The sequence below is a fragment of the Anaerotignum propionicum genome (assembly GCF_024461735.1).
Taxonomy (GTDB): Bacteria; Bacillota; Clostridia; order Lachnospirales; family Anaerotignaceae; genus Chakrabartyella.
This window is the reverse complement of record NZ_JANGAD010000005.1, coordinates 54794-67676: the sequence shown is the minus strand read 5'-3', so window position 1 is coordinate 67676 and position 12883 is coordinate 54794. Positions and strand designations below refer to the sequence as shown.

Annotated in this window: 12 protein-coding genes and 1 pseudogene; 6 read left to right on the top strand and 7 right to left on the bottom strand. The window is 36.4% G+C overall.

Features of this window, described 5'->3' with window-relative positions:
• Window positions 1–14 precede the first annotated feature (14 nt).
• From NE558_RS08135 to NE558_RS08120, 4 genes are all read right to left on the bottom strand, one after another.
• Complete coding sequence (locus NE558_RS08135) at window positions 15–893, bottom strand: DUF4007 family protein (protein WP_256149521.1); 879 nt, start codon at window positions 891–893, stop codon at window positions 15–17.
• Between the two features lie 42 nt (window positions 894–935).
• Window positions 936–2651 carry a phosphoadenosine phosphosulfate reductase family protein gene (locus tag NE558_RS08130; protein WP_256149520.1) on the bottom strand — a complete coding sequence of 572 codons (1716 nt, stop codon included), beginning with the start codon at window positions 2649–2651 and terminating at the stop codon, window positions 936–938.
• 41 nt (window positions 2652–2692) lie between these two features.
• The gene (locus tag NE558_RS08125; RefSeq protein ID WP_256149519.1) at window positions 2693–2902 is read right to left on the bottom strand and encodes a helix-turn-helix domain-containing protein; all 210 of its coding nucleotides are present in this window, start codon (window positions 2900–2902) and stop codon (window positions 2693–2695) included.
• 391 nt (window positions 2903–3293) lie between these two features.
• Entirely contained in the window at window positions 3294–3647 is a 354-nt protein-coding gene (locus NE558_RS08120; RefSeq protein WP_256149517.1) for a helix-turn-helix domain-containing protein, read from the bottom strand.
• A gap of 207 nt (window positions 3648–3854) precedes the next feature.
• Between NE558_RS08120 and NE558_RS08115 the strand changes: the two genes are divergently transcribed.
• The 6 genes and pseudogenes from NE558_RS08115 (at window position 3855) to NE558_RS08095 (ending at window position 10040) form a co-directional block, all read left to right on the top strand.
• The gene (locus NE558_RS08115; protein WP_256149516.1) at window positions 3855–6116 is read left to right on the top strand and encodes an ATP-binding cassette domain-containing protein; all 2262 of its coding nucleotides are present in this window, start codon (window positions 3855–3857) and stop codon (window positions 6114–6116) included.
• Between the two features lie 12 nt (window positions 6117–6128).
• Window positions 6129–6551 carry a MarR family winged helix-turn-helix transcriptional regulator gene (locus tag NE558_RS08110; protein WP_256149514.1) on the top strand — a complete coding sequence of 141 codons (423 nt, stop codon included), beginning with the start codon at window positions 6129–6131 and terminating at the stop codon, window positions 6549–6551.
• 463 nt (window positions 6552–7014) lie between these two features.
• On the top strand, window positions 7015–7437 hold the full coding sequence (locus NE558_RS08105; RefSeq protein ID WP_256149513.1) for an RNA polymerase sigma factor: 423 nt from the start codon (window positions 7015–7017) through the stop codon (window positions 7435–7437).
• 599 nt (window positions 7438–8036) lie between these two features.
• Window positions 8037–8198, top strand: coding sequence for a hypothetical protein (locus NE558_RS08100; protein WP_256149512.1), 162 nt, complete (start codon window positions 8037–8039; stop codon window positions 8196–8198).
• Between the two features lie 31 nt (window positions 8199–8229).
• Window positions 8230–8663: pseudogene (locus NE558_RS14755) on the top strand (recombinase family protein); the annotation flags it as partial.
• 21 nt (window positions 8664–8684) lie between these two features.
• A complete protein-coding gene (locus NE558_RS08095) occupies window positions 8685–10040 on the top strand; it encodes a recombinase family protein (RefSeq protein WP_420314590.1) in 1356 nt (451 codons plus the stop codon).
• A 1072-nt stretch (window positions 10041–11112) separates the two neighbouring features.
• On the opposite strand, the gene NE558_RS08090 is transcribed toward NE558_RS08095, so the two are convergent.
• The 3 genes from NE558_RS08090 to NE558_RS08080 all read right to left on the bottom strand — a co-directional run bounded on the left by NE558_RS08090 (window position 11113) and on the right by NE558_RS08080 (window position 12825).
• The gene (locus NE558_RS08090; RefSeq protein WP_256149511.1) at window positions 11113–11760 is read right to left on the bottom strand and encodes a hypothetical protein; all 648 of its coding nucleotides are present in this window, start codon (window positions 11758–11760) and stop codon (window positions 11113–11115) included.
• Window positions 11761–12106: 346 nt separating this feature from the next.
• Window positions 12107–12682, bottom strand: a complete 576-nt coding sequence (locus NE558_RS08085; protein ID WP_256149510.1) for an accessory gene regulator ArgB-like protein — start codon at window positions 12680–12682, stop codon at window positions 12107–12109.
• The gene (locus tag NE558_RS08080; protein ID WP_256149509.1) at window positions 12682–12825 is read right to left on the bottom strand and encodes a cyclic lactone autoinducer peptide; all 144 of its coding nucleotides are present in this window, start codon (window positions 12823–12825) and stop codon (window positions 12682–12684) included. Before NE558_RS08080 ends, NE558_RS08085 begins: the two co-directional genes overlap by 1 nt.
• Window positions 12826–12883 lie beyond the last annotated feature (58 nt).

The following is a 12883-nucleotide window of genomic DNA, read 5'->3' as shown; positions in this document are numbered from 1 at the left end:
CTCATAGAGTGTTTTTACTGATTGATTGCCTTATAGTATTCAATTACACACCCTAAAAAATCAATTTCTTTTTTAATGTTGACAACATCAAGTCCTGCAGTACGAATTACTTTTATATACTCTAACAGCTCTAATTTGCTCAGTAAACTTGTAAGAGCGATTACATCAAGGTTAAAAAGCTTTCCGATATTACAGCTATCACTCTGTATGGATGAAATTCTAATTTGTTTATTTCCTTTTGCTTGATCCACAATAATTGCCAAAGCTATAAGCGGATGAATGGTATCTATTTTAGGCACACTTTTACGATAGACTTTAGCTTTTTTGTTTGCAAAATCAATTAAAGATAGTTCACCTAACGGGCAGTCAATATTACTCTCGGGATGAACTTTCCCCGGATTCGATTTAATTCTTGGAACATAAGTATTTATGATGCAATTAAAATCATCCTCTAATGAGCGTTCGGAAACCTCACTACCATTTAAGATGATGTAAGAATTTAGTTGCTTAACGAAATCTTCCTTAGTAAACTCTTTACGGTTGAATTCATTAAAGAAATAGTACCATGCAGTCGCATCATCCTTGTTGGAAGCAAGTTTATACTGCAGTAGCCAAAGTGTTCCCATTTCTTCTATGTATTTGTCATTATGATATATGATTTCGCCCAAAGGAGTAAGCTGCTGATACCTTTTACCTGATGTGGGTTCTGCCGTAAGACCTACAACCTGTAACCAATATCTCAATGACTTAACCATATTTGAACCAATACCTAAAATATCCATGGGGTTTCCATTGTTACCCATAAAAACTGTTGAATCGGCAACAACATTTTTCATTCCTTTATATAACCAACCTTTTCTGATAAAAAAGGTTTCATGTCCTCTAAATTTCATACTATTCCTCTTTCCTTGTTGATGCGAGTAATAGATAAACACCTACTCTTTGGTTTTTAAATATTTATCCATCATACATCCGCCTTCAAGATATTTTGCAGTTACGCACATTTTGCATCTTTTGCATTTATTTTCGCTGATTCTGTACTCATCATTGATAATTGAAATCGCTCCAAACTTACAAAGAGATTCACATTTCAAACATTTTCTGCAAGAATTAAATTTTCTGACTTGATAACCAATCATTCGTTGTAAGTCATCTTGCTTTGAAACATTCATTGTTTTAATTTTTACAGAAAACTCATACCCATCTTGAGCAAATGGTTGTACCGATATAATTGGCACCATTGTTTTCATGTCCAACACTACGGTTTCATTGATTAGATTCCGTCCAAGTTCCTTTGACACCTTGCCAAATGGGGTAAGCATACCCAAGAAAATATCATCAACAGGATGATTTAAACTATATATTTTTGCGTTATCTTCAGCGGTACAATTAGTAAATCTGATTTTCACATCTTCGGCTGCAGATAGGCCGTTTCCACCTTGACGAGCTTTCCATTTACCTGTATCCACATAAACTTGGGGATCGGGTTTACCAACTTTGATAGCAAAGCCAATTAGAAAATCTCTCCATTTTTTTGCTTGTTCTGGCATATATATACTTGATAAAAATTGAGCTCGATCATTGTTATTAGGACAACACCAACATCCTACTCGGTCATATCCTAAACGATAAGCATCGTTAAAATCTATTTTTTCTCCTAAAATATAGAGCCAAATGTCAATATCTTGCCACAAGAAGATAGGCGAGGCTACTTTTTGTTTTTGTATTTTAACAGCTTCTGCATTATCTTCAACTCTGTTGTATTTGCTACGGCTGACCGACTCGCATTTTCTAATTCCGTAAAAGGATAATATATCTTTGTCACGATATAGACTGTTTAAGACACGAGTAATAGGACCTGTCTTAAACATAGAACAACACCAACGGAGCATACGAGCCGGTGGTCCAATTTCTTCGCACATTGAATAAAAATCTTGTTCTTTATTTTTGGCAGTTTTGAAAATAGCTTTGGGATTATTCTCTCTAAATCTTTTTGCATATTCCATTGTAGTAGGGAATTCAAGAGTTGTATCACCAAATATATGCACAATACTTGGATTACTTAATGCTCTTACCGTTAAATCCGCAGTAACAGTGGAATCCTTACCACCAGAGAAAGAAATAACGATATTTTCTTCGGGATAGTCTTTCGCTGTATTTCTTATAAAATCTGTTGCTTCATCAAACAAATAGTTAAGGCGTTCTCTATTTGCTAAAATAAATCTATCGATTGTCTGATTAAATACTTCATAATTATTTTTATCCTTGTTAGCATTCAGCTCTTCGGTAATATAATTGCAGGTGTATTTTTTATAGGCATTGCTTGTCATAGCTTTTACTTTTCCATCTATGTAATATCTATTATTAGATGCCCAAACCGTTTTATCAGCATATGCAAATGGCTGGGCTAATAAAATCTCTACCAATAAGCGTTCCTCGGGGAACACAGGTCGGAGATCCGCACACATATACTTTGTTTCTTTGCCACATAAGGGGCATATGTTTTTATCAATTCTGTCTGATGGTTTGATAATTGGAATCTTGCAATCTTCACACCAATACACCAGTACAGGAGCATCTTGTTCAGTAGGAGTGCCACAAAGCTCACAAACAACGCTGTTAGTTTCTCTATTACATTTTTTACACCACATATCGCAGCACCTCCGATTAAAATTATATATTTAATTTATTTTTATTCTTCTACATAATACTCCAATATTTTTCCAACATCACAGTCAAATAATTTACATAGCTTATTTAAAGTGGAATAATCAATGCGTTCCATTCTGTCATGATAAAGATTTGAAACAGTAGCTCTTGAAAGACCTGTCTTTTCATGAACATCTTGCATTTTGTATTTTCGTTCTCCCATAAGGATTGATAGATTGCATTTTATAGCCATTTAATCACCGCCTTCGCTATATAAAAACTCAATATATAATATACCAGAAACAAAGTAATAAGTAAATAGATATGATTAAAAAATGTAACCATATCTATTTATTTTCTTGTAGAATTAACACCGACTATGTCGTGGAGCGTAAAAATCTTTAGCATCAAAATAAGTTCAATTACTTTCATGTTAGTTCATAGCAAAGCACACGGTGGGCGTCTGCTTTTAAGGCTCTATCCTGTCGCCAATGTCTTAGTGGCCACAAAGAATGACTTTATTTCATCTCTGATATCAATAACAACGGGAAAATAAGTTTTCCTAGTAAGTATAAAAGAAAAACGTTGCAAACCCGTATCGGCTGCAACGTTTCTTATTCCATATTCTGTTGTGCTTGGGACATTCATTCGTCCTCTGTTTCGACTTCCTTAACCTCTTTTGCTGTGGCGGTAACTTTCCGCAATCCATTATCGCTTATATCATCAAGCAGGCTTTCAAGCTGTCTGCGCTGCGTAGATTTGTCCGTTTCATTATTTGGAAAAAAGAACTGGTCTACCGACACATCTAAAAGAGTGACAAGTTCATAAAAGATTTGCAGGCTGGGATGCTGTCCACTATTTTCAATGGACGCAATATACCGAGGGGCAATGTGCATTTGGTCTGCTAACTGATTCCTCGATATTCCTTTTGCTTTTCTTGCTGCTTTTATGGCTTGACCGAAAGCCTTAAAATCATATTTGTCGATTTCACGCTTCATTATTATTTCACCCTATTACATCTTACCGTTCACCTTTATGCTTTGGATATGATTACACATATCATATACATGACTTAATTAAATCTAATTATTATGCTTTTCACAAAATTCTATTCTAGTCATTGCAAAGAAATAAAAATGGTGATAAAATATAGTTAACCCACTCATATATTGACTATGCCACATAAATAAAAGCGAGGAAAAAGTATGTCTGATAATTATATTCAGGTATCAGGTGCAAGGGAACGAAATCTAAAAAACATAAATGTTCTGATACCCAAAAAAGAAATTACGGTTTTTACAGGTGTTTCCGGTTCAGGAAAATCATCTTTGGTATTTGATACAATAGCGGCAGAATCGCAAAGACAATTAAATGAAACCTACACCAGTTTTATCCGCCACCGTATGCCGCATTACGGAAAACCCGATGTGGACACCATTGAAAATTTGTCCGTAGCCTTTATTATCAATCAAAAACGATTAGGTGGTAATGCTCGTTCAACAGTTGGGACAATTACAGATATTTATTCTGTATTACGTTTATTGTTTTCCAGAATTGGAGAGCCATTTGTAGGTTATTCAGACGTTTTTTCATTCAACAATCCGGCTGGAATGTGTGAATATTGCGAGGGCTTGGGCAAAATTGAAACCATTAATATTGAAAGGCTGTTAGATAAAAATAAATCCTTAAATGAGGGGGCTATCCGTTTTCCAACTTTTGAACCCGGCGGTTGGCGATTAACCCGCTATATTCATTCAGGTTTTTTTGATAATGACAAAACAATTAAGGACTATTCTGCCGAAGAACTGGAGCTGTTACTTTACGCTGATGGAATTAAGGTTAAAAATCCTACCCCCGAATGGCATAAAACCTCCTTGTATGAGGGTTTGCTTCCACGCATTGAACGGAGTTTTCTTAAAAAAGAAGATGGCGAAAAGGTTAGATATGGAAAAGAAATTGAGCGGTTTGTTGTAAAACAGGATTGTCCCCACTGTCATGGAACACGCTTGAATGATAAGGTACTATCTTGCAAAGTGAACGGAAAAAATATTGCGGAATGCGCAGATATGCAAATAAATGAGCTTTTGGATTTTGTTCAATCTATTCATGCTCCCGTAGCCGCTACAATCGTTTCAGAACTTGTGAATCGGATTCAGCACATGATATCCATTGGGCTAGGCTATTTAAACTTAGGCAGAGAAACCTCTACACTTTCAGGTGGAGAGTCGCAAAGAATTAAAATGGTTAGCCAGCTTGGCAGTAGCTTGACCGACCTTACTTACATTTTTGACGAACCGAGTATAGGGCTTCACCCTCATGACATAAGCAAAATTAATGAGCTTATGAGGTTGTTGCGTGACAAAGGGAACACTGTTCTGATTGTAGAGCATGATCCAGACATGATAAAAATTGCAGACCATATTATTGATATGGGACCAAGTGCGGGAACCCACGGAGGGGAAGTTGTATATCAAGGAAATTTAGATGGGCTGAAAACAGCGGGTACTCTCACGGGAAAATACTTATCCTACTGCCCCAAACTAAAATCTGATATTCGTGCCCCGAAAGGTTGGCTTTCTATTCAAAATGCAACCATGCATAATTTGAAGAACCTTTCGGTTGATATACCAAGAGGAGTAATGACTGTTGTAACCGGAGTTGCCGGTTCAGGAAAAAGTACGCTTATTAATGGGGTATTGCCACGGTTATATCCTGAAACTGTTTTTATTGACCAGAAAGGAATTCAAGCGTCAAAACGTTCCAACATTGCGACCTTTACAGGTATCTTTGACATTATCAGAAAATTATTTGCGAAGAGGAACGGTGTAAGCGCCTCCCTATTCAGTTTCAATTCCCAAGGTGCTTGTCCTGCCTGCAAAGGTCTAGGAGTTACTTATACAGATTTGGCGTTTATGGATACAATTGTTACGGTATGTGAGGAATGTCACGGAAACCGTTATTCGGACGAAGTACTTGCCTATCAGCTAAGAGGAAAAAGTATTGCCGATGTTCTTAAAATGACGGTCACAGAAGCCTTAGAATTTTTTCAGGAAAAAGAAATCGTAACTGTACTAAAACGGCTTTCAGACGTTGGTATCACTTATGTTTCTTTAGGACAACCATTAAGCACGCTTTCAGGTGGTGAATTACAGCGAATTAAGCTTGCTTCCGAACTTGAAAACGATGGTCAGATTTATGTTTTGGACGAACCGTCAACAGGTTTGCATATGGCTGATATAAAACAATTGATTGGTGTAATGAATCGCCTTGTAGAACAAAATTCCACTCTTATTGTTATAGAACACAATTTGGATATTATTTGTCAAGCAGATTGGATTATTGACATAGGCCCCTATGCAGGACAGAATGGTGGTAAGATTATGTTTACAGGATTACCGAAAGATTTAATCAACTGTCCAGATTCTTTAACTGGAAAGCACCTGAAAAAGTATATTAATGAAAAATAGGAGGTTGACTTAATGGCTATAAAAGAATTAGAGGAAAGTTATGTTCCCTTTCAATGCATGATTGTATCAGATTCAAATCGGTTCAACGTTGAGGGTGTTTCAACGGCACAATACTATATACTCGATACATTGAATAAGCAGGGGGCGAAAACCACGAAAGAACTTGCTGAAATGAGAGGTATCTCACAATCTGGCATTTCAAAATTAACAAAGCGTTTGCTGGAAAAAAAGTATATTATTCAGGAAAGGCAGACGAATGACCGCCGCTCTTACAATATTGTTCTTACCAAAGAGGGGAAAGCTTTTTTAAATCGTGTTGAGGATTTTGGAAATGAAATTATGAACCTAATTGAAGAAGCATTAACAGAGGAAGAAGTACATGCTTTTTCAATGATGTGCAAAAGGATTACGAACTTATACGCAGAAAAGCAATAGACATACTTAGTCGAATACAAGAAATTATCTGCCCTACGGTAAATAAAAAAAACCGTAGTTATGGCAGATGTTTCGTTGTGCTGTAATTGCATAATGTAGCCAGACGGCGGTTTTGAGATAAAATCAAAGCCGCCGTTTTTCTGAAAAAAATTGAATTACGGAGGGTGTATTAAAGTCGCCCATTTTTTAGGACACGACGGTATTAGGAGGTATCGTTGTGTCCATTTTTATTTGTCATACACCACCTGATTTTTATTATTCGTTAAAAAAAGTCCAGCTCCGCCAACGGGATATTTTGGCTATAAAGATGAACACACACATCATCATATAATTGTTAATAATTCATTTTTGCCTGGTTGCGCTATGCATCCGGGCTTTTTTACGTTTATAGATTCTCGCTGCCGCTCTCCACCACTGTCCTTTCGATTTCAGCAAATTCCAAAAATTGAAAGGATGGAAAAATATGAAAACAATAAATTTAAAAGATTATTACCCCTTTTACGCACAAGACACCTTTGTGGATGTTCCTGATGAACTATTAGCTATCTTTGAGGAATCTGCAAAAGCCGAAGCAGCATACGAGAGAAAAAAATTCCGCTATAAAGCTCACTATTCCCTTGACCGTGGCGATGGAATTGAGCATGACATCTTGTTTGTTTCCCTTTCACCCGATGAGATTTACGAACGTAAGCTCACAAGTCAGCAGCTCCACGCTGCCATTGCCTCTCTGCCGGACAAACAGGCAAAGCGAATCTATGCACATTATTTTATGGGCATGAGTAAGACAGCCATTGCCAAAGCAGAAGGTGTAAGTGAAAAAGCTGTCCGCATTGGTATAGAAAGAGGCTTACATACCATAGAAAAATATTTGAAAAGTTTTTTCTAAATCATGTTCCGTTTCCCCAAGAAAAAAGTCAGGGTATATGGAGGGAGGTAAAATCCTTCCATATGTTCCTTGATAACCGAATATACGGTATTTTGAGTACGAAACTTATGTAGCTGAAAAGCAAAGCGACATAATGGGCATCGCCATGATGATTGCTGTAACACACTTGCCAAAATAAGAAACCAAATAATTGATTAGAGCCTTTATGAGCAAGGGTAAATACAGCAGTCGGAGCGATAAATGCAGCCATTAGACCGAATGGTAGCACGTTCGCCGCAATAACACACATAAGGGATAATGATACTTTCTCACGACCTCCCACAGACTTGAGGGGGAGTTCCTGCAGTATGCGTAGCTTTTGGGACAAGCACATACGGTATTGCGGGGCTATGATGCCGAGCTAACGGCAGCTCAAAATATCCCCTTGCCAGGGTGCGTGGCAAATATGGCAAACAGATAAAACTAACCACACCGCATTTTTGTTTTAAGCAAATTTGCGGTGTGCTTGGTTTTACAATAAATGATGCAGTGACAAACTTTTCATAAATGCTATATATGCTTATACTTTATATAAGCAATACACTTGGAGGTGATTGCGAATGGAAAATATCAAAAATGCACCTGATCCTACTGCTACCGCTGCTACACCGCCTAAATCCTATGAGAAAGTCAAAGCATATCAGAATTTTATCAATGTGCTTTCTCAGATTATAGAAAAACATGGTGCAGAGGTCTTAGAAGAAATCAATCATGATATCTAAAAGAGCAGTGCTTATGGATTGATGTTTTCCAATGATTTATTGGAGGTCAACTACTATGAATAGGAGTGGAAAAAAATGTGTACTTTACCCTCGTGTAAGTACCGAAATGCAGGTTGATGGGTTCAGCTTGGACGGGCAAAAAAATAGCTTAAAGCGTTTTGCCGACAGAGAAGAAAGGGAGATAGTAGACATTTACGAAGATGCTGGTAAATCCGGCAAATCCATAGAAGGCAGACCCGCTTTAAACAAATGCTATGTGATATTGAAAATGGTTTAGAAATTGATTACATCTTAGTCTATAAGCTCTCCCGATTTGGAAGAAACGCAGCCGATATTTTAAATTCTTTGGAACACGTTCAATCCTTTGGCGTAAACTTAATTTGCATTGAGGAAGGGATTGATTCCTCACAAACAAGCGGAAAGCTTTTGATTTCAGTGTTGTCTGCTGTTGCTGAAATAGAACGTGAAAATATCATAGAGCAGACAATGAATGGTAGAAAAGAAAAAGCCCGTCAAGGTGGCTGGAATGGCGGGTTTGCTCCCTATGGTTACTACCTCAAAGATAAACAACTCTATATCCAAGAAGATGAAGCCGGAGCAGTACGAATTATCTTTGATAAATATGTAAATGGCGATATGGGATTTTATAAAATTGCCAACTATCTTAACTTGCAGGGTATCCAAAAAATCAAACGTGCCAACGGTACTCTCTCTCAGTGGAGTACACATTTCGTCAGAATGATAATCGACAATCCTGTATACTCTGGAAAAATTGCTTTTGGCAGACGGACAAGAGAAAAGGTCAAAGGCACAAAAAATGAATACCGCCAAGTACACCAAGATGAATACATTATTGCAGACGGTCAGCACGAGGCTATCATAAATGAGGAACTCTGGAGCAAAGCACATGAAAAGCGAGAAATAACAGGCATAAAATCCCCATCTAAAATTGGTCGGGACAGGACGCACTTATTAAGTGGTATTTTAAAATGCCCGAAATGCGGTGGCCCGATGTACACCAATAAACACGCTTGGACAAATAAAGACGGTACATATCAAGAGATTTATTATTATGTGTGCAGTAAATCTCGAACAGCACGGGGAAAAAGCTGTGATTATAAAGCTATGCTCAAGAAAACTGACATTGAGCCGCTTGTCATTGAGGCAACCAGAGAGCTGATAAAAAATCAAGATTTTGCAGCAGAAATCAAATCAAGGATAGGCAAGGAAATTGACACTTCTACTTTAAACAGAGAACTAAGCAATTATGAATCCAAACTGCGAGAGGTCGAGCTTAATAAAACCCGTCTTGAAAATGAAATTGACAGTCTGCCGGAAGATACTCGTTTTAGGGAACGCAAGCTCCACGATATGACTCTTCGCCTTGATGGACTGTATGACACCATTGTAGAACTTGAAAAAAAGATTGAAGATGTAAAGCTGCGCCGCAAAGCCGTGGAGCAAGATGCCATCACATTGGAAAACATCTACACCCTGCTGGCAAACTTTGATAAAGTGTATGATAAAATTAGCGATGAAGAGAAAAAATCCCTAATTTCTTCGCTAATCAAAGAAATAGAGATTTTTCCATGTGACGAGGCTGAATTGCCTTTGAAGTCTATTTTATTCAATTTTCCTGTTTATAAGGACGGTGGAGATGTTTGTGGGTTTTTGTGGGACAAAAGTACGCACGTCTCAACGTGCCTTGAAGAGTTAAAAAAGATGCCGCTAGAACCAGGTGGGGCCTTGGCGGCAGGGTATATTTTAGAAACAGTCGCCTGGACAGGTCGCTTTTTCAGTGTTTCTGCGTCTGCTTTTGCTTTCAATTCAAGTAAATTGTAAGCAATAAAACCTTCAAAAGCGTGTTGATCTCTTGAAAGCTTTATTTGATACAATTAGCTTTGCCTATTCTCTTAGATACATAATACCAGTTTACAACCTAATTTTCTTAAGTGCTTCTAAATCCTCGTAATATCTACTTACCGTCATATTCATGCATGCAATCCTATTAACAGGAGTGTATCCGTACTCGTTCGAATGTGGTAAAATGCTGGTAGCTCATAATGTTTCCTCCGTTTGAATGTTGTCTCGATAACACCATTCTACACGAAAGTTTCATTATGGGCTATTCTTTTACCCTATTAGTGTGGCGCACTTCATTTTACAATCTAACTAATATTTAAACAGATATTCTACTCAATATTTTTAATAACAAGCTTAAGCGTTAATTTTACTGTATGATTTAAAATACAATTAAAATATAGTGTAGCGTTACTTAAGCTTACTGCCGTCATGTATTTTTCAATTGAATCATAATTTTAAAACAGTATATTCTCAATTTAAGGTTTAGCATTTGTTGCGTTTTGAAGCTTAAGTGCAATTAAAAATAAGATATATGCTGTTAACATAGTTAAAGATATGAATATATTAAGATTTATATCATAGTAGTAAACCATATGTAAATCAATATATTTAAATGTCAACAAAAATTCAGGCGAAAAAAACAAGAAAGGGAACATAAAGCATTGGGTTGCACCTAAAATTATGGGGACTAAATTAAAAAAATTTTTTTTATATAAATGAGACCATATAATTATTCCAAGTAAGATAAAAAAGCATAAAACAGAAATAAAACATATTAATAAACTAATTGTTGGATGAATTCCATACTTTGTTTGCTCAGAAAAATAATAATTAATATACAAAAGACCTATAAATGAAAAAGTAGGAAATATTCCTACCACAATGTTCCTTATATGTTTAATCATATTAGCACCTTGCTTTCAAACGAATGTGTAGTTTACTTAATCTATTTAATTATTGATTGAATAGAAAGGAATCCGTCAAGCGATATCCCCGATTCCTTTCTATAAATCTCTTGCTATTAACAAAAAAGTTTATTGGGGAACTGGTTTTAAGAACCAAATTTTGTGGCGATACTTAGAGTTTGAGAGCCCGCATGTTCCATTCCGGACACCCACACTTTTGCGCTACTCGACATGAAAGGACCCTCATCAGCATCTACATAGTCAACATAGCCCCAACCTGTATTATAGCTAAATGAATTGCTTGTGGGAGATTTACTCATGCTATTATCAAAAAGCCCATCTTTCATACCACATTTACGGTCTGAAAAATAAATTAAACTATTGTTACCAGTCCAGCCCCCATAAAGTCTAGAAACTTTAATATAGCGACCGCTAGAATCATCTTTTCTCGTATATACAGCTGTTAATGATGCAGTCGCATAATCATTATCTTTTGTTGATGAATCACTGCTACGTAAATTACTACCTAAAGCTAAAGGTAGGCTCACCTCATAAGTTACAGCAACGCTATCACTGGATCTAGCCATAACTTTAGTTTTTGTTGCTTCCAAAGCAACTACTTCACCTGTTACATTATCTGTCATTGTTGCAACTACATTTGTATTAGCAATAGCTTCATCAATACTGCCCTGACTTATTGCATCATTACTACTAGCAAAACTCTGAACAGCTAAACCGAGTGTTAAAGTACTACATAATACTAGAGTATTAATTATTTTGATTATTTTCCTCATGTTATATCCTCCTTGTCCTAGTAAGACTACAATGCTTTAAACATGTATGGTAGCCACAATAACTTTTCAAGTTGTTTTTTAAAAGTACACCACTACACTAGCATCATTGCATATTTGAATCCTGATACCTCCTTAATCATATGACACTAGAGCAGTTCATAAGACTACAGAACATTGATTAAAATTAACCCCTGCCGATACAATATGTACAAGGATTCCGTGTTTACATTTAAAGTTGTTATTACCACAGGAAGTGTTGCCCCCTCCCTTCTAAAAAGCGAAAATGTTTCTAAAAACCCCATTCCCTATTTACACCAAAACAATAAATCATGGATTATCAAACCTTTTAATTCTTTTTCTGCTGGCATTGAGCAAAAACTAAACCCGCGGACAATGAAATCCCGATGCAAACTAAAAAAGAAAACCTATTTTGTTTCAGTAAAAATAAAATAAGTATTACAGCACTTTCAATACCTAAGTGAACAACAGTTTTTTTGTAATAATATTTTTGCTCATCTTCATCAAGTGGTTTACTAGGTGTTTCCACAGGAGCAAGCTTCAGAAGAACCGGTATAGCTATAAGTAACATAGCAACACCTAAAAAAAGCATATATTCTTCTGGTGTAAACTTTATGACTCGTAATACCAAAATGACAACTCCACTTGACATCAAATAGCAATTTATTGCCTTTTTGCAATGATACCCACCTGCATACGTACGAATAGAAGAGAACGCCATAAGAAAAACAATGACTTCTAATGTTAGCCCAAACAATAACCCTAAAACAATGCTAGTGATAATACTTGCCCCATGTTCTATGGCACAAGATAGTCCATACACAATGATTTCTTTATCTATGTTTGGATTACTTTCATTTTCAATCAATACACATGCAAGTTTTTCTAGCTTTTTGCCGATCATTAAAACTTACGCAAACGCTTTGCAGTCTCTGGCAACTTTGGTTGATGGAAAATATAAGCACAATTTCTATTTGCAACATAAGTTGTCATAACAAAAGCAAACGAAGCTATTACATATCCATAATTTGCTAAAAACTTTTTCATCGTTTTTCCTCCTCCCCATTTATTATGCGTTAATTATAGCTCATTTAAGTTCCCATCA